Origin of the sequence: Paraferrimonas haliotis (assembly GCF_002282895.1) — a bacterium.
Classification (GTDB): Bacteria; Pseudomonadota; Gammaproteobacteria; order Enterobacterales; family Shewanellaceae; genus Paraferrimonas; species Paraferrimonas haliotis.
In genome coordinates, this window is record NZ_NRRB01000006.1 from 174,422 (window position 1) to 196,404 (window position 21,983).

General features: G+C 45.9%; 22 protein-coding genes and 1 pseudogene. 20 read left to right on the forward strand and 3 right to left on the reverse strand.

Features of this window, described 5'->3' with window-relative positions:
• Positions 1 to 15: 15 nt before the first annotated feature.
• The 3 genes from CLC91_RS12765 (at position 16) to dbpA (ending at position 3,751) form a co-directional block, all read left to right on the forward strand.
• Positions 16 to 1,152 (forward strand): ABC transporter permease, encoded by a 1,137-nt coding sequence (locus CLC91_RS12765; RefSeq protein WP_233132631.1) that lies wholly within the window; start codon positions 16 to 18, stop codon positions 1,150 to 1,152.
• Positions 1,149 to 2,285, forward strand: coding sequence for an ABC transporter permease (locus CLC91_RS12770; protein WP_095500502.1), 1,137 nt, complete (start codon positions 1,149 to 1,151; stop codon positions 2,283 to 2,285). Before CLC91_RS12765 ends, CLC91_RS12770 begins: the two co-directional genes overlap by 4 nt.
• Positions 2,286 to 2,359: 74 nt before the next feature.
• Positions 2,360 to 3,751, forward strand: a complete 1,392-nt coding sequence (gene dbpA / locus CLC91_RS12775) for an ATP-dependent RNA helicase DbpA (RefSeq protein WP_408634232.1) — start codon at positions 2,360 to 2,362, stop codon at positions 3,749 to 3,751.
• 7 nt (positions 3,752 to 3,758) lie between these two features.
• On the opposite strand, the gene CLC91_RS12780 is transcribed toward dbpA, so the two are convergent.
• Positions 3,759 to 4,562, reverse strand: a complete 804-nt coding sequence (locus CLC91_RS12780) for an alpha/beta hydrolase (protein ID WP_095498739.1) — start codon at positions 4,560 to 4,562, stop codon at positions 3,759 to 3,761.
• Positions 4,559 to 5,683: a Zn-dependent alcohol dehydrogenase gene (locus CLC91_RS12785; protein ID WP_095498740.1), complete on the reverse strand. Its 1,125-nt coding sequence runs from the start codon at positions 5,681 to 5,683 to the stop codon at positions 4,559 to 4,561. The genes CLC91_RS12780 and CLC91_RS12785 overlap by 4 nt, the downstream gene beginning before the upstream one ends.
• Positions 5,684 to 5,835: 152 nt before the next feature.
• Between CLC91_RS12785 and CLC91_RS12790 the strand changes: the two genes are divergently transcribed.
• The 14 genes and pseudogenes from CLC91_RS12790 to CLC91_RS12860 all read left to right on the forward strand — a co-directional run bounded on the left by CLC91_RS12790 (position 5,836) and on the right by CLC91_RS12860 (position 19,602).
• On the forward strand, positions 5,836 to 6,687 hold the full coding sequence (locus tag CLC91_RS12790; protein WP_095498741.1) for a helix-turn-helix transcriptional regulator: 852 nt from the start codon (positions 5,836 to 5,838) through the stop codon (positions 6,685 to 6,687).
• A 98-nt stretch (positions 6,688 to 6,785) separates the two neighbouring features.
• Positions 6,786 to 7,625, forward strand: coding sequence for a phytanoyl-CoA dioxygenase family protein (locus tag CLC91_RS12795; protein WP_198950934.1), 840 nt, complete (start codon positions 6,786 to 6,788; stop codon positions 7,623 to 7,625).
• 41 nt (positions 7,626 to 7,666) lie between these two features.
• Complete coding sequence (locus tag CLC91_RS12800) at positions 7,667 to 8,197, forward strand: CIA30 family protein (protein ID WP_095500503.1); 531 nt, start codon at positions 7,667 to 7,669, stop codon at positions 8,195 to 8,197.
• 114 nt (positions 8,198 to 8,311) lie between these two features.
• A complete protein-coding gene (locus CLC91_RS12805; RefSeq protein ID WP_095500504.1) occupies positions 8,312 to 9,292 on the forward strand; it encodes a YbgA family protein in 981 nt (326 codons plus the stop codon).
• 38 nt (positions 9,293 to 9,330) lie between these two features.
• Positions 9,331 to 10,704, forward strand: a pseudogene (gene phrB / locus CLC91_RS12810) (deoxyribodipyrimidine photo-lyase).
• Positions 10,704 to 11,171, forward strand: coding sequence for a nuclear transport factor 2 family protein (locus tag CLC91_RS12815; RefSeq protein WP_095498746.1), 468 nt, complete (start codon positions 10,704 to 10,706; stop codon positions 11,169 to 11,171). Before phrB ends, CLC91_RS12815 begins: the two are co-directional and overlap by 1 nt.
• A gap of 1 nt (position 11,172) precedes the next feature.
• On the forward strand, positions 11,173 to 11,919 hold the full coding sequence (locus CLC91_RS12820) for an SDR family NAD(P)-dependent oxidoreductase (RefSeq protein WP_095500533.1): 747 nt from the start codon (positions 11,173 to 11,175) through the stop codon (positions 11,917 to 11,919).
• Entirely contained in the window at positions 11,920 to 13,179 is a 1,260-nt protein-coding gene (locus tag CLC91_RS12825) for an NAD(P)/FAD-dependent oxidoreductase (RefSeq protein WP_095498748.1), read from the forward strand.
• Positions 13,179 to 13,901 (forward strand): DUF1365 domain-containing protein, encoded by a 723-nt coding sequence (locus CLC91_RS12830; RefSeq protein WP_095500505.1) that lies wholly within the window; start codon positions 13,179 to 13,181, stop codon positions 13,899 to 13,901. The genes CLC91_RS12825 and CLC91_RS12830 overlap by 1 nt, the downstream gene beginning before the upstream one ends.
• A gap of 23 nt (positions 13,902 to 13,924) precedes the next feature.
• Entirely contained in the window at positions 13,925 to 15,178 is a 1,254-nt protein-coding gene (locus tag CLC91_RS12835) for an SAM-dependent methyltransferase (RefSeq protein WP_095500506.1), read from the forward strand.
• A 161-nt stretch (positions 15,179 to 15,339) separates the two neighbouring features.
• Positions 15,340 to 16,320 (forward strand): acrylyl-CoA reductase (NADPH), encoded by a 981-nt coding sequence (gene acuI, locus CLC91_RS12840; RefSeq protein ID WP_095498751.1) that lies wholly within the window; start codon positions 15,340 to 15,342, stop codon positions 16,318 to 16,320.
• Between the two features lie 719 nt (positions 16,321 to 17,039).
• Positions 17,040 to 17,891, forward strand: a complete 852-nt coding sequence (locus CLC91_RS12850) for an SDR family oxidoreductase (protein ID WP_095500507.1) — start codon at positions 17,040 to 17,042, stop codon at positions 17,889 to 17,891.
• Between the two features lie 6 nt (positions 17,892 to 17,897).
• Complete coding sequence (locus tag CLC91_RS12855) at positions 17,898 to 18,824, forward strand: helix-turn-helix domain-containing protein (RefSeq protein WP_095500508.1); 927 nt, start codon at positions 17,898 to 17,900, stop codon at positions 18,822 to 18,824.
• Between the two features lie 97 nt (positions 18,825 to 18,921).
• Positions 18,922 to 19,602: an NAD(P)H-binding protein gene (locus CLC91_RS12860; RefSeq protein WP_095500509.1), complete on the forward strand. Its 681-nt coding sequence runs from the start codon at positions 18,922 to 18,924 to the stop codon at positions 19,600 to 19,602.
• Between the two features lie 98 nt (positions 19,603 to 19,700).
• On the opposite strand, the gene CLC91_RS12865 is transcribed toward CLC91_RS12860, so the two are convergent.
• Positions 19,701 to 20,303: a TetR/AcrR family transcriptional regulator gene (locus CLC91_RS12865; RefSeq protein WP_095500510.1), complete on the reverse strand. Its 603-nt coding sequence runs from the start codon at positions 20,301 to 20,303 to the stop codon at positions 19,701 to 19,703.
• Between the two features lie 198 nt (positions 20,304 to 20,501).
• Here CLC91_RS12865 and CLC91_RS12870 point away from each other — a divergent pair, with 198 nt between their 5' ends.
• The 3 genes from CLC91_RS12870 to CLC91_RS12880 are packed head-to-tail and all read left to right on the forward strand — an operon-like array spanning position 20,502 to position 21,860.
• Positions 20,502 to 21,032: a peroxiredoxin-like family protein gene (locus CLC91_RS12870; RefSeq protein ID WP_095500511.1), complete on the forward strand. Its 531-nt coding sequence runs from the start codon at positions 20,502 to 20,504 to the stop codon at positions 21,030 to 21,032.
• On the forward strand, positions 21,032 to 21,472 hold the full coding sequence (locus CLC91_RS12875; protein WP_095500512.1) for a nuclear transport factor 2 family protein: 441 nt from the start codon (positions 21,032 to 21,034) through the stop codon (positions 21,470 to 21,472). Before CLC91_RS12870 ends, CLC91_RS12875 begins: the two co-directional genes overlap by 1 nt.
• Complete coding sequence (locus CLC91_RS12880) at positions 21,465 to 21,860, forward strand: DoxX family protein (RefSeq protein WP_095500513.1); 396 nt, start codon at positions 21,465 to 21,467, stop codon at positions 21,858 to 21,860. The genes CLC91_RS12875 and CLC91_RS12880 overlap by 8 nt, the downstream gene beginning before the upstream one ends.
• Positions 21,861 to 21,983 lie beyond the last annotated feature (123 nt).

The window sequence follows — 21,983 nt, forward strand, 5'->3', positions numbered from 1 at the left end:
ATTAGGTGTAACACCATGTTGAGTGGATTGATAAAACGAGAATGGCAACGATTTCGCGCCGATCCTTGGATGTTAGCCCTGCTAAGCTACATTCCGGTGATATCGGTGCTGATGTTGTGGTGGTTGTTCAGTGCAGCCACTCCCCGCCATCTTCCCATTGCCGTTATTGATCATGACCAAAGCCACATCAGTCGTTTGCTCACCCGTAATCTGGTTGCGAATCCAGTAACCGTGCCACAAGCCTTTAGCGATATCACGCAAGCCAAATTAGCCATGAGTGAAGGCAAGGTATACGCGCTGGTGATATACCCTGACAACATGCGTAAAGACTTGCTCACCGGTAAAAGCCCCATTATTGATGTTCGTTACAACAGCCAATTTTTGCTGGTGGGTAAGCTGTTGTCGAGTCAAATTCAAGCCACATTAGCTGACGGACTAAAGCAAGTGTCCATGGCGCGGCAATTGCTACAAGGCATCCCTAAAGCTCAGGCACACATTAACGTTAGCCCCATTCATCATCAAGTGACGGCGCTGTATAACCGCAATAACGACTACGATCGCTTTTTGTTGCCGGGTATCACGGTGGCGCTTGCGCAAATTATTGCCATGCTGATTTTTGCGAATGGCTTAACTTCCGAGCTTAGGCATAACACCATGAAACAGTGGCTAGAGCATGGGTTGGCACGGGCGTTGTGGGCTAAAACCCTGTTCTACGTGCCACTGCTCACTCTTCAATTTAGTGCCACCATGATGCTGGTTTACGCCTTGCTTGGCGAAAGCGTGGTGGGCTCTATGATAGCGTTGTTGCCGCTGCAATTGATGATGATCATCGCCATTTGGCTGATTGTGCTGGCCATTTTTTGGTTGTTGCAAGAAAGCGCTCGGGTGGTGAGTTTTGGGGCGGCCTTGTTCGCGCCGGCATTCCCTTACCTTGGGGTCACGTTCCCGGTTCACGACATGCCGTTAGCGGCACAGCTTTGGCGCTTACTAATGCCATCGAGCCACTACATTGATAGTCATTTAGGCTTGCTGGTGTATCAACAACACTATGGGGCAATTATTAGTGACATGAGCTCTTATTGGGTGTTTGCTCTGTTCGCGGTCATCGCCATTTTGGTGAGCCGCAAGAAAGCAGCGCAGGTGATGCAATGAGTTATTGGCAATTATACCGGCAAGAGCTTCAAGCAATATTGGCGGACAAAGCCATATTGGTGACCCTGTTTGGCGGCATCGTTTTTTATGCCTTTATGTACCCTTTGCCTTATTTGCACGAAGTGGCCACCGAGCAAGCAGTGGTAGTGGTGGATAACGACAGCAGCAGTGCCAGCCGACAAATCATTCGTCACGCCGATGCCTCGCCTAAAGTCGAAATCGTAGGCCAAGCAGCCAGTTTAAGTGAGGCAGAGCAATGGATAGCGGATGGCCGTGCCCATGGTGTGATGGTGATCCCGGAAGGATTTCGCCGAAACTTGTTATTGGCTCACGGCAGTACCTTGGCCTATGGCGGCGATGCCAATTTCTTCTTGGTCTATTCGGCCATTGCCGAAGGGCTCATTACAGTGGACTTAGATTCCGCCAAGCGTTTGCAGGTATTAGGCATGCTGGCTCGCGGCGAAAACCCGAAAAAGGCAGAACTTACGGTTAATGCGATTAAGCTTAATAGTGTGCCTGCGTTTAACCCCAGCTTAGGTTATATGTCGTACATCGTGCCGGCGGTGATGGTGTTGGTGTTGCACCAAACCCTGTTGATTGGCTCTGGCATTTTAGGGGCAGGGCAGTGGCGTCACGCAGGCTATTGGCAAACCCAAAAACCGTTGACCTTGGTGTTGAGTCGGGTCATGGCCTTTTTCACCTTATACCTTATTTTCGCCAGTTTTTATCTGGGTTACTGCCATTATCATTATCGGCTTACGGTTCAAGGGCATTTGCATGAAGTCATGTTAATGATGCTGCCGTTTTTACTGGCCAGTTCGGCCTTTGGTATTGCCGTTAGTTGCTTGTATTTGCGCCGGGATATGCCCACCCAAATTGTGCTGCTGATATCCATGCCCATTTTGTTTGCCAGTGGACTTATTTGGCCCCTTGAATTGATTCCCCAAGCCATTGTTTGGCTCAGTCAGTTAATTCCCGCAACTCCAGGTATTGTGGGCATGGTCAAGCTTAATCAAATGGCAGCGCCTTGGCACAGTGTGTTTTATGAGTGGCTGCAATTGTGGCTGTTGTTTGGGGTTTACCTCTTGATAGCGGTTAAAGGGGTTTCCTATCGGCAAAAGCAATTTAGTTAACACTAAGTTACCCAGTTAACAGTCTGCGTCTGGCTTTTCTGCTAAACTAGCGGCCAATTGTATACTTTTGGATGATGACTGTGTCTGCCACCGCTTTTTCTCGACTAACCCTAAAACCGCAACTGCTTGCCAATCTAGACTCATTGGGCTTTGCAGAAATGACTCCCATTCAAGCATTAAGCTTACCGGAGATAGTGGCGGGCAAAGACGTCATTGCTCAGGGGAAAACCGGCTCAGGCAAGACCGCGGCTTTTGGTTTAGGTTTACTGCAAAACCTTGAGCCTAAGCGATTTTGCATTCAAGGCTTGGTGCTTTGCCCAACCCGAGAACTGGCGGATCAAGTGGCGAAACAACTGCGCTTGCTAGCTCGTGCCATTCCCAACGTTAAAATTCTAACCCTGTGCGGTGGCGTCCCCTTTGCGCCACAACGGGCTTCGTTAGAGCACGGCGCGCACATAGTGGTGGGCACGCCAGGGCGCATTGAAGATCATATTGGTAAAGGTACGCTGCATTTTCGCTATTTAAACACCTTAGTGCTGGATGAAGCGGATAGAATGCTTGAAATGGGCTTTGAAGACGCGTTAACCACCATTATCGATAACACCCCACCACAGCGCCAAAGTTTGCTGTTTAGCGCTACGTTTCCAGCGCAAATTAACCAAATGGCTAAGCACATTATGCGCTCACCGGTAACCGTTAAGGCGCCGTCTCAGCACGAATCCAACACCATTGAGCAGCGTTTCTATCAGCTGGCGGACAAATCGGAGCGCTTAGATGCGCTGCAGCGCGTGTTGTTAGCGCATTCGGTGGAGTCGAGTGTGGTGTTTTGCACCACCAAAGTCGAGACGCAAGAGGTTGCGGATAGCTTAGCTCAAGCAGGTTTTAGCGCCATGGCGTTGCACGGCGATTTGGACCAGCGCATGCGCGACCAAACCTTAGTGCGTTTTGCTAATAAAAGCGTCAACATTTTAGTGGCAACCGATGTAGCTGCCCGCGGCTTGGACATTGACCAAGTTGAGCTGGTGGTGAATTACCACGTCACTCGGGATCCCGAGGTGCATGTGCATCGAATTGGTCGCACTGGGCGCGCAGGCGCTCAAGGGTTGGCTGTAACCTTAGTGGCGGATAACGAAGCGGGTAAGCTCATACGCTTAGAAGATTATCTCGGTCGAACTTTGCCAACTCAAGCCTTGCCAAACCTCTCAAGCGAACAAAGCCAAGCGCGTAAGGCGCAATGGGTGTGCTTGCAAATTGATGCGGGTAAAAAGCAGAAGCTGCGTCCCGGTGACATTTTAGGTGCGCTTACCGCCAGCAAACAGATAGCAGGTAATGAGGTGGGTAAAATTCAGGTGTTTGATTTTACTGCCTATGTAGCGGTTAAACGACAACGTGGCAACGTGGCGCTTAATCTGCTTAATAAACAAAAGATGAAAGGGCGCAGCTTTAAGGCGCGTCGTCTCAGTTAAGTTTCAATTACAGCGCCTGATATTTACGCTCAATGACGTCGAAGAATCGAAACGATTTTTCGACGTTTTTATGCCAGTAAGGCCATTCATGGCCACCACTTAACTGCTCGAATTCATGGTCGACGCCTGCTTGAGTCAATATTTGATGAAGTTCGATGTTAGCGAGCAATAATGGATCGTCTGCACCACAGTCAAACCGTAGCGGCGGAATGTTTCCTTTTACGGCCCAGTATTGTGGTAAATGTTCGGCTTTTTCTAATTGTGGATAGCAGTGCAATGGGTAGTCGACAAACTGCGACAGTTGACTTGGGTTAGTGATGGACGAGTGGGCGCTTATGCCGCTAAAACGCTGGCTAAACTGACAACCTAATAACAAGGCACCAAAGCCTCCCATAGACAAGCCACTGATGTACCAGCGACTGCGTTCACTTACCGCAGTCACACTTTGTTGCACGGCCGCAAAAACGTCTTCCATGATCCATTGCTGGTAGTTGCCTGCCTCGGCCAAATCCAAATAGGCAGAGCCATCCATATAACCACCGTCGCTGGGCATGACCAACACAAACTCCTGCAACCCCTGCTGGCGAAGTCGTTCATAAACCTGATGAACACCGCCCATTTGCATCCACACCCAGTGATTGCCGTATACACCATGAAGCAAGACGACTACGGCCAGGTTTTTAGCTTGGCTTTGAGCGTTATAAACCGTGATATCATGACGTCGCGTTAGATGGCTGGAATGCACCGTAATCGTTTGAGTGTTTGCGGGTGAATAATCTGGGTTTGAAACCTCTAGGCGCAAAATACTCATAAGCACTCCTCGTTGCTGATTTGCAGCACGCCTTTGGCAATCCGGCCATTTAGCATGTCGTCAAACCCTTGGGCAAGATTGTCAAATTGATAGCGTTTGCTTACTAACTCATTAATTTTTAGTTCGCCTTGGCTGTATAAGTCGAGAATTCGATTAAAATCTCGCTGCGGGTTACACATGCCGTACAGTGGATTGATGTAGATTTTGTCCCATTCGAACAGCTCGCAATCAAAGTCTATGCGCTGCTCAATGCCGCTGACCTGCACCGCAGTACCGGCATTTCGCACTAACGCCAGCGGTGCAGAACCCAATTCAGGTATGGCGGTACATTCGAAAGCAAAGTCGGCACCTCGGCCATTGGTGAGGGCTTTAACTTGTTTGCGTAAGTTAACTAACTCTTTATCATTAGGATCTGATAACAGGGTATGAGTTGCACCAAATGAGCGTGCTTGTTGTAGCCTCTCCTCACTAATATCGATGGCAATGATGCTGGCTGCTTGGCAGTTTTTAGCGCCTTGAATTGCGTTCAGGCCTACGCCGCCGCAACCAATCACGGCAACGCTGCTGTTGGCACTGACCTTAGCAGCATTAACGGCGGAGCCCCAACCCGTCATAACGCCACAGCCGATAATAGCCGCGCCGGAGTAATCCAGTGGCTGTTCAAATTTGACCGCGGCGGCACGCTTAACCACTGTGTATTCGCTAAAGGTGCCTAGGTGAAATGAACGCTCAATTGCCTCGCCATCGCAGGTGCTGCTTTGAGGGTGGGCGTGACCTTTTAACTCACATCCACACACGGGAGAATTATTTTCGCAAATGTGTAAGTTTCCGGATTGGCATTGCATGCAATGTCCGCAAGGAATGGCCCAGTTAAGTATGACTTTGTCGCCAATAACTAAATCGGTTACTTGATCGCCAACGGCGTCAACAATACCTGCGCCCTCGTGTCCAACAATAAACCGTTTGTTCCATGTATTGATTGAATCCCAATCGGTATGGCACAGGCCAGCGGCCATAATTTTTATTCGAACTTCGTCGGCTTTAGGCATACCCACCTTAATGGTGGACAGTTCAAAGTGTCCTTTGCCATCACTTATAATGGCTTTCGAAAGTTTTTCCATGACGCATTCTTATGATTATTGTTATGAACCATTTGACCATAGCAAGGTTGTTAGTTCTGTCGTTTTCGTATTGATAAATATCAAATATTTATTGCAATTGTGACTTAGGTTGGCGAATTTATAAGACTAATATCAAATAGCGGATAACATTTATGGCAAAGCAACAAGTATACTGCGAGCCATTTTGCATCGAAGAAAGCCACCAATTTGAAATTCATCACGTCGATTACGGTGAGAACGACCCCTACACCTGTTTTATGCACTTTCATGAAGTGCATGAGATCATTATTTTTGAAGAAATTGATGGGCACTATTTTTTCAGTCAAGGTGAGTCGCAACTGTCTAACCACGATGTGGTGTTTACGCCAGCGCTTGAAACTCATAATTTTTCGTTAACGCGAGCCCAAAAATCTTGGTACATCATACAATTTCTTCCCAGCGTGTTAGATGAGCCACAATTTGCCAGTATTCGAAATCAGTTTGAACATGGGGTGCATTGGCGTTTGCCTCGTCAAAAGATGAACCAACTATTGCAACAAACGCGTTGGTTGTATGGGGCTTATCAAGAGGAACCCACGGGGATCATTGGGAAAAGTTTACTGCAGCTGCTATTGATGTGGTTGGCACAATACGCGCAACCGGTAACCACGGTTGCTCAGCCAATTCGCTACAGTTTAGGTTACGAAAAGCTCGCTCCGGTGGTCGATAAATTTCGTCACCGGGCCTGTGTTGAGCTGTCGTTAGTAGAAGCCGCCGCATTGTGCCATTTGTCACCATCGCACTTCTCACGCCAATTTAAAAAAGTATTCCGTTGTAACTACTCCCAGTACCAACTGCGGCACAAGCTTTACAGCGCAGCGCGATTATTAAGCCAATCCTCTAAGTCGATCACGGATATCAGTTACGAGTTGGGTTTTTCCAGTCCGTCTCATTTTATCGCACAATTTAAGCGGCAGTTTGCACAAACTCCGCGTGCTTTTAGAAGTCATTCGCGCGAACAATAGTAAAGAGTCGATTTTCGATATTTTTTGACAGAATTGCGCTAGAAATAAGCGATTAATGCTCATAAGTTGATATAAAGATGAAAAAATCAGAGGGAACTATGAGCCAATTATTGACACCTATCGAGGTATCTCCGACCTTGATTGAACAGTTTAAGCGCGACGGCCATGTGCGTATTGACCAATTGTTAACAGAGCAAGAGGTGGGTGAGTTTCGAGCCGTGGTCAACGCCGCTGTAGCCGATAGACGGACTAAAATAGAACAGATTCCCCTAGAAGAGCGCGATACTTACGGCAAAGCCTTCTTGCAAATAATGAACTTGTGGGAAGAGTACCAAGCGGTTGCGCATTGGGTGCTCAGTAAAAAGTTGGCGTCGGTTGCGGCTCAGTTGCTGGAAGTCGACAAGGTGCGCGTTTATCACGATCAAGCCCTATACAAAGAAGCCGGCGGTGGGATTACGCCATGGCATCAAGATCAATACTATTGGCCTCTAGAAACCAATAAATTCGTTACCATGTGGATGCCATTGATGGACGTTACCCAACTGATGGGCACCTTAGACTTTGCATCAGGCACCGGCAATGTTGGCTATTTGGGAGACATTCCAATATCCGACGAATCAGAGGCCATTTTAGGACAAATGTGTAAAGAGCGCGGTTTTGAAATCGTTAACCATGGTGACATGAGTGCTGGTGATGCTACGTTCCATAGTGGTTGGTGTTTGCACAGTGCCAGCAATAATGCATCTTCAGTACTGCGTGAAGCCATGACCATAATATGGTTTGAAGATGGCGCTCGCATTATCGACGACCCTGACCCGCAGCAACGCTGGAACAAAGGTCGCCGTGATGACATGCAGCGCTGGTTACCAGACCGCTCGCCAGGTCAAGTTGCCGATGGTCGACTGACACCGCTTATCAGCCCGTTTGATCCAAACTAACTGACTTCTCGTTTTATGAGTGACGGCTAAGGTTACTCATTTTGACCGAGGTTAACATGGATTTGGGGGCGGCAATCTCGACAGAGCAATACCAACAGGTTATCAGTGTTGACAGTCGTAACTGGAGCAGAGTTAACGATACCGTAATGGGGGGCCTGTCACGGGGGCGTTTTGTCGATAATGAAGGCGTTGGTGTCTTTGAAGGGTTCGTAAGTCTTGCCAACAACGGTGGCTTTGCTTTGGTGCGTCAGGCCACAGCGGCGCCATTATTTCGACCTCAGCGCATATCGATAAAGGTGAAAGGTGATGGTAAGCGCTATCGCCTGCGTTTGAAAAGCCGCGCTAATGCCTACCCAATTGGCTACGATGCCCCATTCCAGACGCGTGCGGGAGTCTGGCAAGAATTCAGCTTTGACCCGTCGCGCTTCCAGCCAAAATTCCGCGGACAGCCGGTTGCGAATGCCGCGCCGTTGCGATTTGACGACGTTAGCGAAGTAGGCTTTATCATTGCCGATAAACAGGCGGGGGAGTTTCGATTACAAATTGCCTCCATAAGTTGGCAAACTAATTGATTTATAGTCAGAAATGCGCATCTAAAGACCTTTAAAATTATGTGTATATATCTGTGATCGAATTCATGTTTGAGCTAGTATTGTTAAGTAAGACCGCAATATGGAAGCACAATCATGGGTAAATTTAATCCGGACGCAATTCAAGTGGGTATCAGCTCTTGCCTGTTAGGGGAAAAAGTTCGCTTCGATGGCGGTCACAAGCAAAGTCGTTTCTGTCAAGATGAACTGAGTCAATTCTTCAGCTTCCAAAGTGCTTGCCCGGAAATGGCTATTGGAATGGGCACGCCTCGTCAGACAATTCGCTTAGTCGACCACGGTGAAGGCATTAAGCTGCAATCGTCGAAAGGCGACTTTGACGTCACTGAGCCCATGACGGAATTCAGTGACAGCTTTGTAAAGCGCTTAGGACATTTAAGCGGCTACATCTTTTGCGCCAAGTCGCCGAGCTGTGGCATGGAGCGGGTCAAGGTATATCACTCCAAAGAGAACCATTCCAGTCGTGACGGTATTGGCATTTTCGCTGACGCAGTAATGCGCGCTCATCCACTGTTACCATGCGAAGAAGACGGACGACTCAACGATCCCGTTTTACGAGAGAATTTTGTGACTCGAGTGTTTGCTTATCACGAATGGCAAAGCTTTGCTCACGCAGGTATTACAGCTAAAGGCCTATACGACTTTCACGCGCGCTACAAATACATGCTAATGGCGCACAACCCGAAAAAGTACTATGAGCTTGGCCCCATGCTGGCCAACTCGCTTAAAGATCCCTCTAAGATCACTCAAGAACAATTGGATGAAGTGGGTGTCAATTACGTTAATGGTTTTATGGACATACTCAGTCATAATGCCAAACGCCGTGGCCATGCTAATACGCTCAATCACATTCAAGGCTACTTTAAGCGCGAACTCAGCAGCACAGAGCGAGTGGCGTTGGCGGAAAGTATTGATAAATACCGTCGTGGCATGTTGCCATTAATGGCACCGGTTACGTTAATTAAGCATTACTTAACCCTGTATCCCAACGCTTACATTGAGCGGCAAGCCTATTTAGATCCTCACCCGGAAGTATTAAAGCTTAGGTACAACCACTAAATGACAATGATTAGAAAGGAACTCTTGTTATGCAGTTAATGTGGTTTAGAAAGGATTTACGAGTATCGGATCACGAAGCGCTAACCAGCGCAATGGCGACGGGCACGACGCTCGCCGTATTCATTCATACCCCAGAGCAATGGCGTCAACACAATGTCGGCGCTCGACAACAAGCGTTTATTTGTTCCAATTTGCATCATTTGGGCACAGCGCTAGACAAAATTGGCGTTCCTCTGCTATCGCTTGAATGCCAGAATTTTGATGACATACCCGCGTTGCTCAGTGAGTTTTGTATTACCCACAAGATTGACTGCGTCCATGTGCAAAATGAGCCTGAATTGAATGAATTTCGTCGCGATCGGGCTGTGGCATCGGAGCTGGCCAAAATAGGGGTTGGCTTTGAAGGTTATCAGGGTGATTGCGTTTTGGTGCCCGGTACCGTGCTCAATAAATCACAACAAATGTTCAAGGTGTTTACGCCATTTAAAAATGCATGGCTTGCGCGCTTAGCCCCCTACGATTACCAAACGCTTGCCACTCCAACACCGCAAACGCCCCCCTCAATCTCTTTCCAACCATTGGCACTGCAAGAAGATGAGTTGTGGCCTGGGGGAGAGCAGCATGCTCAGCAAAGGCTGAATCGCTTTGTGTGCGGGGAGATGGATAACTACCACGACCGTCGCGATCATCCGGGTTTAGATGCCACTTCAAGGTTAAGTCCTTATTTAGCCTTGGGCGTAGTGAGTGCCCGTCAATGCGTGGAAGCGATACTTAAGCAGTCGCCGACGTTGTTGCAAAACGCTAAGTCGGAACAATTCAGTTGGTTAAATGAGCTAATTTGGCGCGAGTTTTATCGGCATTTGCTGGTGGCGTTCCCCAAGTTGAGTATGGGCGCAAACTTCAATGCAAAGGCCAATAAGATTGGCTGGAACGACAGTGAGGAAGACTTCAAAGCTTGGTGTGATGGTCGCACAGGCTATCCACTCGTGGATGCGGCCATGATGCAGTTAAAGCGAACCGGTTGGATGCACAATCGATTGCGCATGGTGGTGGCCAGTTTTTTAACTAAACACTTGCTTATCGACTGGCGCAAAGGCTAGCAATACTTTAGTGAACAGCTGATTGACGCTGACTTGGCGTCTAACAACGGAGGCTGGCAATGGGCTGCCAGCACCGGCTGTGATGCGCAACCCTATTTCCGAGTGTTCAATCCCATTTTGCAAAGCCAACGCTTTGATCCCAATGGAATCTTTATCCGTAGTCAAGTGCAAGAGCTGGAAAGCCTATCGGATAAGCAGATTCATCTACCCGATAACGATAGCCGGCCAAGCGACTATCCCGCGCCAATCGTGGAACACAAGTTTGCTCGATTACGCGCCTTGGAATCATTTAAAGTGTTAGGAAAACAATAATGCAAACCCAACAAGCGCAAGCAAGCGAATTGAAGCCGGTGGCCAACAACCTGTTGGATAACTTCGCTGAGCTTTATCAAAAGCTTAATAAACATAATCTCGACAGCTTAGCGGACGTTTATGATGATCACATCGTGTTCGAGGACGCCCTGCATCGGGTCGAGGGCATCGACAAGCTTACTGACTATTTTGCTGGGTTGTACGAAAACCTTAACCAGTGTGACTTTGAAATAGAGCGCATCATTGAAGACGGTCAACAAGCTACTGTGATTTGGTTGATGCGCTACAGTCACCCCAAGCTCAATTCCGGAAAACCCGTAGAAGTTCCGGGAGTGAGCCACCTCAAATACAGTGACAAAATTACTTACCACCGCGACTACATGGATTTGGGCATGATGCTGTATGAACAGTTGCCCATATTAGGCGGAGTGATCCGAGCGGTTAAACGTCGTGCCAGTGGTAGCTAACATGGGTGAGCAACGTGTATTGATAACCGGAGCCAGTTCTGGAATTGGCGAGCAACTTGCCCTTGATTATGCAGCTAACGGCTGGCAAGTGATTGCCTGTGGACGCAATTTGGAAGCCCTAGGGGCGCTTCACCAACAACACGACAATATTAAACCACTAAGCTTTGACATTAATTCCCTCGGTAGCATCAAACAGGCGCTGGCCGATGTTGCAGCGAAGGACTTGGATTTAGTGATTCTTAACGCCGGGGTATGCGAATACATAGACACCCCCATGCAATTTGATAGCGCTTTATTTGAACGCGTCATACAAACCAATGTGATTGCGGTTGGTTATTGTCTCGAAGCCATGCTGCCTTGCATTCGAACTGGTGGTCGCATTGCACTGATGAGCTCCAGCGCGAGCTTTTTAAGTTTACCCCGGGCAGAAGCCTACGGCGCCAGTAAAGCCGCGGTTTCGTATTTGGCACATACGCTTGCCATTGATATTGCTCCCAAGCAACTTGGGGTAAGCGTGATTCATCCGGGTTTTGTGAAAACACCGCTAACTGATAAAAACGACTTTCCAATGCCTATGCGCATCAGTGTCGAACAGGCATCAGCCGCTATTCGCACCGATTTAGCCAAAGGCAAAACAGAGATAAACTTTCCAGGTCGATTTACTTGGATACTAAAAACCATGGCACTTTTACCCACCTCGCTGTGGCGATGGATGGCACGAAAAGGCCTTGCAGGGAGCAACCAATAGATGAAAAAACGATTTGCAGTAATAGGTAGTGGCGTATCCGGTTTGGTGGCGGCACACTTGTTAAATCGAGAGCACGACGTGCATGTGTTTGAAGCCAACGACTACATAGGTGGGCATACAGCCACCATAGACGTAGAAACTGAGCAGGGACCTTGGGCCATCGATACCGGTTTTATCGTATTTAATGACCGCACTTATCCAAACTTCGAAAAGCTTCTTGGGCAACTGGAAGTCGCCTCAAAGCCAACCGAAATGAGCTTTAGTGTGCAAAACTTAAACTCTGGGCTGGAGTATAACGGACATTCAATCTCTACTTTGTTCGCGCAAAAGCGAAATTGGCTTAACCCAAGATTTTGGGGGTTCTTAAAGGAGATTTTACGTTTCAACAAGCTGGCTAAACAAGTGTTTGCCCAGGGCGAATTAGACGCCGAGCAAACCCTTGGAGAGTTTCTGAGCCAACACCGCTTCTCTGATTTCTTCTGTGAACATTATATTTTGCCCATGGGGGCGGCTATTTGGTCGTCGTCGTTAGAAGCCATGAAAGATTTTTCGATCTTGTTTTTCGTGCGATTTTTCGAAAACCACGGCCTACTGAACATCGCCGACAGACCTCAATGGTATGTCATTGAGGGCGGTAGTCGTAGCTACATTGACCCCTTGATTAAAGGTTTTAAGGATAAGGTTCATTTGAACACACCGGTTAAAGCGGTTCGCCGTCTTGCGGATGGCGTTGAATTGGTCTTGGGCAATGGCGAGGTGCAGAGATTCGATGAAGTAGTATTGGCGTGCCATTCGGATCAGGCATTAGCCATGCTCGAAGATGCCAGCGACACCGAGCGAAATATCTTGAGCAAAATGGAGTATCGCAATAACGAGGTGGTGTTGCATCAAGATGAGGCTATGTTACCCAAAGCAAAAGCGGCTTGGGCGGCTTGGAACTACCGCCTTGACGGTGATAGCGAACGTTTGGCGGCGGTGACTTACCACATGAATCGCCTTCAAAGGCTACCTGAACAGGCGCCGTGTTTTTGCGTCACTTTGAATCAAACTGAGGCCATTAACCCAGACAAAATTGTACGTAGCTTTAATTATTCCCACCCAGTGTTCACCAAGGAAAGCATGAACTCTCAATTACGCCGAACCGAGATTTGCGGTCAAAACCGTACTCACTTCGCTGGCGCATACTGGTATAACGGCTTTCATGAAGACGGTGTTCGTTCGGCGGTGGATGTGGCAAACCGCTTTGGGATCGAGCTGTGATGAACAGCGCCATTTATCAAGGCTGGGTGCGGCATCGTCGCTTTACCCCCAAGCAACATCACTTTCGCTATCAAATGTTTTTATTGGCGGTGGATTTGGATGAACTGGAGTCCTTGAATAGGTTAAGTCCTTGGCTAAAACTTGATCGATTTGCACCGCTAAGCTTGCACAAGCAAGATTATTTGGACGGTGAAGGTTTGAGTAAGGTCGCCGCGCTGAATAAGGTAAATCAGCTCGGCGGCGAGGGCGTGCAGCGGGTTATGTTTGTTGGGCAACCGCGCTGCTTTGGCTTGTACTTCAGCCCAATCAATATGTACTACTGCTACGATGAACAAGACCAACTTAAGTACTTGTTAGCAGAAGTGAGCAATACGCCATGGAATCAGCGCCACTATTACTTGGTTGATGCGCCCAATGAATCGGCTACATCAGCAAACGACAAAGCTTTCCATGTGTCACCATTTATGCCGTTGGAAATGCAATATCGCTGGCGCTTTAGCGCGCCAAACAAACAGTTAGCGCTGCATTTAGAGAATTGGCAGCAGCACAAAGTGTTTGATGCTACGTTGAATCTAAAACGCAGCGATCTAAATAAAGCCACGGTGCGTAACACTATTATCAAATTGCCGTCGATGGCGCTGAAAACCGTAGCCGCTATCTACTGGCAAGCCTTAAAAATATGGTTGAAGCGGGTGCCTTTTATTCCACACCCGAATCAATAGCAACAAGCGTTAGGAGAGATTTTATGGAAAACAGCCAAACCGCCAAATTGGCCAATCGCAAGGAAAGCTTCGCGATTCGCTTTTGTCGCAATCGCCTGTTGCAAGCACTCAAACAGTTGGATAACGCTTGTTTAACCATTCATCAGCAGGGTTTGGTTTGGCAAGTGGGCAACCCCAGTGCCTCGCTTAAAGCGGAAGTTGAGGTGAATCACCCGCGCATGTATCAGCGTTTGGTGTTTGGGGGCGCAATAGCCGCTGCCGAAAGTTACATCGATGGCGATTGGAGCACACCGGATCTTACCAAAGTGATTCAGGTTCTGGCGCGCAACCAAGCCAGCATGGAAGCCCTTGAAGGACCGTTAGCTCGCCTTACCAGTTGGTTACATTTGGGCTATCACAAGTTGCAGGCTAACTCAGTTAAAGGCAGCAAGAAGAACATTCTTGCTCACTACGACTTAGGAAATCAGCTATATACGCGCTTTCTTGATGAACGCATGATGTATTCCAGTGCGATTTACCCGACTCAAAACGCCAGTTTAGAGGAAGCGCAAACCCATAAGCTACAGCTTATCTGTGAGCGATTGGAATTGCAGCCCGATGAAACTTTACTGGAAATTGGAACCGGTTGGGGTGGGCTGGCCATATACGCCGCCAAGCACTTTGGTGTAAAAGTGACCACTACGACCATTTCTGATGCCCAACACGATTACGCCAAGGCGCGAATTGAAGCGGAAGGCCTTGACGATAGAATTACTCTGCTCAAGCAAGACTACCGATTGCTGGAGGGGCAATTCGATAAACTGGTATCCATTGAAATGATCGAGGCCGTTGGCCATGAATACTTGGCGGGCTTCTTCGATGTGTGCAGCAGCCGCCTAAAACCTCATGGCAAAATGTTGATTCAGGCCATAACCATCGCTGACCAACGTTACGATAATTACCGCAAAAGCGTCGATTTCATTCAGCGCTACATTTTCCCCGGCGGTTGCTTGCCGTCTATTGAGCAAATGAGCCGTAATATTAGCGCTGAAACCGATATGGTGATAACCGAACTGCACGACATTGGCCATCACTACGCCCAAACCTTAAAAGATTGGGCCAATCGTTTTGAAGCAGCGAAAACCGAGTTGGCTAACTTAGGCTACGATGAGCGTTTTGCTCGATTATGGCGGTTTTACTTAAGCTACAGTGAAGGGGGCTTTCGCGAGCGAGCCATATCAACTGTGCACTTGCTCGCCGCTAAACCTGGTTACAGGCAACCACAGCCTAGCGCTTAACAGCGGCTAACCGGTTAAACAAGCTGAAACCTTGCCAATGGCAAGGTTTTTTATTGGCTGCAGCCCTCGTCCAAACATAATTGAGCTACGCTAAAGTCGTATAGAGCCTAGCTTGCGAGTGTGGCATTGTAGTTAGGTATTTCACCAAATAAGAGGTTGTTATGTTTCAAGCGCTGGTTTTGCGTCAACAAGATAAATCTACCCTTGCGGCGGTTGAGTCGTTAGATGAGTCACAGTTGCCCGATGGCGAGGTCACGGTCAAGGTGGATTACTCTTCCATTAACTATAAAGACGGTTTGGCAATTACTGGTAAAGGGCGAATTATTCGCAACTTTCCTATGGTTCCCGGCATTGATTTTGCGGGAACGGTTATCGAATCAGCAGATGAACGCTATCAAGTGGGGGACCAAGTGGTGTTAACCGGTTGGGGCGTTGGTGAGAACCACTGGGGTGGCTTGGCGCAAAAAGCACGCGTTAAAGCGGATTGGCTGGTGCCATTGCAGGCGGGCTTAACCAGCGAGCAAAGCATGGTGATCGGAACGGCAGGTTTGACCGCTATGCTGTGCGTTCAGGCTTTGCAAGATGCCGGGGTGTCCCCGGAAAACGGTGAGATTTTGGTAACGGGCGCCTCCGGTGGTGTAGGCAGTGTTGCGGTGGTGCTGCTCAACGCCCTTGGCTATCGTGTGGTTGCTGCAACTGGGCGAGTAGAAGAAAATGAACCCTTGCTCAAGCGTTTGGGAGCAGAGCGGGTTATTGATAGAGCAGAGTTCAGTGATGACCCTAAGCCTTTAGAGAAGCAGTTTTGGGCAGGGGCCATTGATACGGTTGGCAGTAAAATGCTGGCTAAAGTGTTGGCGCAAACTCAATACAATGGCGCAGTTGCCGCCTGTGGGTTAGCTCAGGGGTTCGATTTACCCACTACGGTCATGCCATTTATTTTGCGCAACGTGTCGTTACTGGGCGTGGATTCGGTGATGTGTCCAACCAATAAACGACTGCAAGCTTGGCAGCAATTAGCTAAGTTGCTTCCCGCCAGTTATTTTGAGCAGTCAGGACAGTGCATCAGTTTGAAGAAAGTGCCTCACTGTGCAGAGGCGATATTAAAAGGGCAGGTTACCGGCCGTACCTTGGTCAAATTATAGTGCTATCCCTTACAAATCGTAGATAAAGTTGCTCGCTGAACCATGCCAAGATTGTATCTCGGTCATGGATCAGCGAAAATAGCCGCCAATTTTTGTTTATACAATCCCTTTTACTAAAAGATAGCATTCATGGCCGACCAGAAGTTCTTAAGCGAAATCGATAAGCGACGCACCTTCGCGATCATCTCTCACCCTGATGCCGCCCAGCCTTTCAACGCTTAAAACCACCTTTCATTGCACACCACAATCACATCCCTACGTACTGAATTTAAAGGCTTTTTGTCTTTTTCTCGTTTCTTTGCTTTTCAATGATGTTCAAGCGTAACCTCGGAAAGTGTGTACAAACTTGAGTACAAATTCCGTTTTTGAGGCCATTGGCGAAATTTCCATGACACAAATCTGGCTCTAGGCCTTGTGGTTACTGGTTTTTTACCAATACTTACCTATATTTTTTATGCCGAAAATCGAGAAATGATGGTAAGGCGTTCGCGATTATTTCTAGTTTATTGTGTTTAACGTTTTGATGTTAGGTGGTCTATAGTTTTGACTTTATATGCAAATATTAAACATAAATGCCAATCGTCTGTTCATTTGTCTTGCATAACGGCGCTAACTAAAAGGAAAAAACGGGATTTCGTGCTACTTTTATGTCTTTTTGTGTGATGTCGTGAAGATTCATTTTCTTTATTATACTTTCATAAACTTAATAGGAGAATACAATGAAACCAATCGCATTAGTAACAGGCACATCTACAGGTTTAGGTATTGCGCTTAGTGTTCAGCTCGCGCAACAAGGTTATGAGGTTTACGCAACAATGCGTAATGTCTCCAAATCGCAAGCATTATTAGATGCTGCCAAAGACGCAGGTGTGACCCTAAATGTACTAGCGCTTGACGTGCAAAATAATGAGACCATCACCGAAAGTGTTGAGCACATCATTGCTAAGCATGGTCACATTGATTTACTCATAAACAATGCAGGAGCGGGGTGTGTTCGCACAACTGAACATGCGACTGAGGCAGAAATTAATTGGGTAATGGATGTTAACTTTCATGGTGTAGTTCGTTGCACTAAAGCAGTGTTACCACATATGCGTCGCGCAAAGCAGGGGAAAATTATTAATATCGGTTCAGTTGGTGGTTTAGTTGGACAACCATTTAGTGATATTTATTGTGCAGCAAAATTCGCTGTGGAAGGGTACACAGAAGCTTTGGCTAGTTATATAACACCTAGTTTTGGTATTCAATTTTGTTGTGTTGAACCTGGCGGTATTGCCACAGAATTTGCGAATAACGTCATTGCTCAATTGCAATCAAATGGTGAAATGCCTAGCGATGAGTACAAACCTGTTTTTGATGCTTTTTTGGCAAGCGGCGCAGGCTCTGAACGAGGAGACTTGTATCAAAGCCCTGAGCAAGTGGCAGAAGTAGTGATAACAACGGCGTTAAAAGAGCAGCTACCACTACGTATACGCACATCTGCCTGGGGGGAACAATTTACAGCGCTAAAAACCCAAGCAGATCCAAGTGGGTTAAAGCAATTGGCATTAGTACAACAAACATTTGGGTAAATTAGAGTGACAAACTCAGTTTTACACTTTGAACATATTAGTGATTATTTAACCTCGGCTGGGTTTGCTGCGTCTAATCATCCACTCGTAGCTGTGATGAAACTAAGTGCGCTGCAATTATCTAAGCGCACTCCTAGTTTTGATAAAGGAGTGCAGCTATCGGGAGGTTTTTATTATCTTGCTTTAAAGCGGGTTATCAAGGGGCAGTTATTCTATGGGCGCACTGAGTATGATTGTCAAACCGGCACCTTAATAGCTATGGCACCTAATCAAGCAATGTCCACTTATGATGTGACGATTGAGGGTGATGCCTATGTCTTAATGTTACATCCAGATTATGTACGAGGGCATCCTCTAGAGTTGTTACTTAATGAATGTGGCTTTTTTCATTATCAAGTCAATGAAGCTTTGCATGTCTCACCGTCTGAACAAGCTATATTGCAGCAGTTGTTTAATGCATTAGAACATGAGCTACAAGGAGGCTACGACAATACCAGTCGCGCTATTATTTTATCGCAAATTATGGCGTTTATGCATTACTGCCAGCGTTTTTATCGGCGTCAGTTTATCCAGCGCAGTGAACTACAAGGTGATTGGCACAGTCGCTTAGTAAGCTTGCTAGATGTACATTATTCAAATAAAAACCAATACGTTGAATTGCCTGATTTACAGCATCTTTGTAGGCAAATGCAAGTGTCTGCGCGTTATTTAACAGATGCGTTAAAAGAGCAGACGGGGCAAAGTGCAAAAGCATGTATTCAAAACTACCTGATTAATAAAGCAAAAAGCTTATTACTGGCAAGCAACCAAAGCATAAGCGAAGTGGCGTATGAACTAGGGTATGAAGATGCCGGTTACTTTACCCGCATATTTAAAAGTAAAACAGGGAAAACACCTAAACAGTTTCGTGAATCTATGCGGTTTAGACATTAATTTTTTCAGAGTTGTCGTTCTATCTTTATTGTGTAGCTATATCTGGGTAATCCGTAATGAGTACATTTAAATTCATTTTCAATGAAGTAGTATTAAAATGAATGCCTTAACAAACAAACAAAGCGTTATTTTTTTGGGAGCGACTGGTGCTGTGGGTTCAGTTGTTTTTAATCGTGTTTTAGGATTTTCTGAAGTAACGGATGTGTTGGCATTGGGGAGAAGAACAATTAATTTTGAAAAAACTATGGCAAATGTCCAGTCCAAAGTCATAGATATTCATAACACCAACACTTATGCCGCTTATATCAAAGGCTATACTACGGCAATTTGCACACTTGGGGTTGGTGAACCTTCAAAATTATCAAAAGCTGACTTTATTAAAATTGATAAAACAGCTGTTTTAGCATTTGCAAAAGCTTGCAAGTCTAAGGGGGTAAAGCATTTTCAACTACTCTCTTCTGTTGGAGTTAGTAAACATTCGCGAAATTTTTATCTTCGAACAAAAGGAGAGTTGGTGGATGAGTTGGTTCGGTTGGGTTTTGAAAGATTGAGCGTTTTTGAGCCATCCATGATTTTAACACCTCAAAATAGATATGGTTATACTCAAGCCTTAACCCTCTTCGTTTGGCCAAAACTTGACTTTATTTTTCAAGGAAAGCGTCGTAAATATAGAGGAATAAAAGTAGAACTATTAGGCAATGCCATTGCCAACAATATTTTACAGGTCAAAAGTGGTGTCGAACACCTCCAATACGATGAATTTATCTCACTACAGTAATTCTATATCAAAGATGATGAAAATAAAAAAAGCTGTTATGAAAATTATAAATACAGATATACTTTTGCACCGCAATTGAGTAGCCAAAAAATTTCAGGCTACCCTAATATAATTCCCACGTTACTTTCGATATCGGCTAGTAGATATTTTGGTTCTATTCCAGCGCGCGCACGAAAAACCAGACCTTGTCTCAAATCAAACATTAGCCTAGCTCTAATTTTTGAAGGAAAGGTATCAGGCAAAACTCCTCTGGCTTTTTCTAGTTCGAAGCGCCTTGCTAGCCTTTCGTCTGTGTCAAAAATAGCACGCTTAAGCAACGCCTCTACTCCTACCAGTTCTCCAGAAACCGTTGCAACACATGAGCTTAGAAAGCAACCTTTGGCACCACTAATACTCATTGTGCTATATTCTACTACCTCATAAAAGAATTTTCGTACTGCAGTTTCAATATCAGGTTCTGTCTCAAACACTTCTAAAGGTTTGCATGCTTTTCGGTTGGCATAGAAATCAATAGCCTCCATGAAAAGCTGACGCTTATCGCCAAACACCCCATAAAGACTTGGGCCGCTGATATTCATTGCCGCTGTCAGATCTTTCATGGAGGCACCGTCATAACCTTGTTTCCAAAAAACATGCATGGCAGCAGATAGAGCTTCGTCCCTGTCAAACTCTCTAGGTCGCCCTGTTCTTTTTTCTTTCATTAATCTTCTATTTATCTCTTACTAATTTTACTCATAGTAACATATCATTCAGTTTAAATGTAGAATTGAATTAAAAATTTAAAATGCATAAAAAACAATGCCTTAGAAAGAGTTTTGTATCGAACGATACAATACTATTGAGATGCGTTACTTTTTATGGTTATATATCGATCGATACAAAACACGAAGGGTTTAAAAATGACAGATATCAAGTTAAAAGCGGGTACAGTTGCGCCAACTATTACAGTCCCAACTATTGAAGGAGGAAGTGTAGATCTTTTTTCTCTATCAGGTGATGAGCGATGGAAAATGGTTGTTGTATATAGAGGCAAGCATTGTCCCATTTGTACCGATTATTTAAAGACACTTAATGATTATACAGCTGCGTTTGACGCGGCGGGGGTTGATATCATTGCGGTTTCTGCTGACTCTCTAGAACGAGCACAGGAGCAAATCAACAAAGTTAACCCTTCTTTTACTGTGGGTTACGACCTGAAACTTGAACAGATGAGGAAGCTAGGGCTATACATCTCTGAACCTCGTTCACCCCAAGAATCCGACAGAGCATTTGCTGAGCCCGGCCTTTTCATTATGAATGAAGAAGGAAAAATACAGGTTATTGATATTTCAAATACGCCTTTCACTCGCCCAGATTTTAAAACCATTTTGATGGGGATAAATTTTGTTCGAAATCCAGAAAATAACTACCCAATAAGAGGAACTTTATAATGAGTTCTTATACTGCAAGTGAATTAGAAATCAAAGCGGTTATAGACAATCTTATAAATACAGCGACCAATTATGACGTAGAAACGCTTGAGGAGATCTATCACAACGACTTACAAGTTTACATGCTTGGCATGACGGGAGAATTGCAAATTGCAAATAAAGAGATCTTTACTTCCTTATTTTCGAAAAAAAGAGATGCTGGAGACCCACCAATGAACACATGGTCTGAGCTTCACAAAATTGATGTGAAAAATGACTCAGCACATGTTTTATTGTCTCGTAAGAATGATTTATCAGGTACGCCCATGAAACTTCATCTAAGCATAGATCTTCAAAAATCAGCAGGCAGATGGCAAGTCATTAGGGAAGTCATCTTTCTCTTTCCTGAAACAACTTATAACACAGAAAGCAACAATAAAAGCGAGAATACGCATGTCTAGTAAAATACAGAAAATTGCCTATTGGGTTTCAACCGGAATCATTCTATTTCTATTAAGTTGGGCCGCAGGGTCTTACCACATTATTCACGATACTCAAGCTGGCTATTTTGAAGCGTTCGGTTACCCAACATATCTTGTTTATCCCCTCGCTTGGTTGAAAATAATTGCTGTTTTGGTCATTGTGAGTCATAGATATAATGATCTTAGAGATATGGTCTACGCTGCCTATTTCCTAAATATGATTTTAGCATTGGTTGGGCATATTATTTACGGGGATTTCTACGGTCATGCTTTGGTTGGCCTAATTGTAATGCCAATATCTTACTTATTAGGGAATCAAGTGAGAGGTCGGCCGAGTAAGAATTTCTTTGGACGCTGGACAAATTAAAATAGCTCTGGGAATGTAGCTTTCTTACTTAAGTAGGGGCTGCATTTTTCTTCTTCAAGCTATTGCGTTTGATGATTTGCACTAGAAGTTTGGGGTAAATATTTAAGTGAGCACAATCACTTA

Coding starts and splice junctions, on each gene's coding strand:
- CLC91_RS12765 (WP_233132631.1), top strand. CDS start 16: ATGTTGAGTGGATTGATAAAACGAGAATGGCAACGATTTCGCGCCGAT.
- CLC91_RS12770 (WP_095500502.1), top strand. CDS start 1,149: ATGAGTTATTGGCAATTATACCGGCAAGAGCTTCAAGCAATATTGGCG.
- dbpA (WP_408634232.1), top strand. CDS start 2,360: ATGACTGTGTCTGCCACCGCTTTTTCTCGACTAACCCTAAAACCGCAA.
- CLC91_RS12780 (WP_095498739.1), bottom strand. CDS start 4,562: ATGAGTATTTTGCGCCTAGAGGTTTCAAACCCAGATTATTCACCCGCA.
- CLC91_RS12785 (WP_095498740.1), bottom strand. CDS start 5,683: ATGGAAAAACTTTCGAAAGCCATTATAAGTGATGGCAAAGGACACTTT.
- CLC91_RS12790 (WP_095498741.1), top strand. CDS start 5,836: ATGGCAAAGCAACAAGTATACTGCGAGCCATTTTGCATCGAAGAAAGC.
- CLC91_RS12795 (WP_198950934.1), top strand. CDS start 6,786: ATGAGCCAATTATTGACACCTATCGAGGTATCTCCGACCTTGATTGAA.
- CLC91_RS12805 (WP_095500504.1), top strand. CDS start 8,312: ATGGGTAAATTTAATCCGGACGCAATTCAAGTGGGTATCAGCTCTTGC.
- CLC91_RS12815 (WP_095498746.1), top strand. CDS start 10,704: ATGCAAACCCAACAAGCGCAAGCAAGCGAATTGAAGCCGGTGGCCAAC.
- CLC91_RS12820 (WP_095500533.1), top strand. CDS start 11,173: ATGGGTGAGCAACGTGTATTGATAACCGGAGCCAGTTCTGGAATTGGC.
- CLC91_RS12825 (WP_095498748.1), top strand. CDS start 11,920: ATGAAAAAACGATTTGCAGTAATAGGTAGTGGCGTATCCGGTTTGGTG.
- CLC91_RS12830 (WP_095500505.1), top strand. CDS start 13,179: ATGAACAGCGCCATTTATCAAGGCTGGGTGCGGCATCGTCGCTTTACC.
- CLC91_RS12835 (WP_095500506.1), top strand. CDS start 13,925: ATGGAAAACAGCCAAACCGCCAAATTGGCCAATCGCAAGGAAAGCTTC.
- acuI (WP_095498751.1), top strand. CDS start 15,340: ATGTTTCAAGCGCTGGTTTTGCGTCAACAAGATAAATCTACCCTTGCG.
- CLC91_RS12850 (WP_095500507.1), top strand. CDS start 17,040: ATGAAACCAATCGCATTAGTAACAGGCACATCTACAGGTTTAGGTATT.
- CLC91_RS12860 (WP_095500509.1), top strand. CDS start 18,922: ATGAATGCCTTAACAAACAAACAAAGCGTTATTTTTTTGGGAGCGACT.
- CLC91_RS12865 (WP_095500510.1), bottom strand. CDS start 20,303: ATGAAAGAAAAAAGAACAGGGCGACCTAGAGAGTTTGACAGGGACGAA.
- CLC91_RS12870 (WP_095500511.1), top strand. CDS start 20,502: ATGACAGATATCAAGTTAAAAGCGGGTACAGTTGCGCCAACTATTACA.
- CLC91_RS12875 (WP_095500512.1), top strand. CDS start 21,032: ATGAGTTCTTATACTGCAAGTGAATTAGAAATCAAAGCGGTTATAGAC.
- CLC91_RS12880 (WP_095500513.1), top strand. CDS start 21,465: ATGTCTAGTAAAATACAGAAAATTGCCTATTGGGTTTCAACCGGAATC.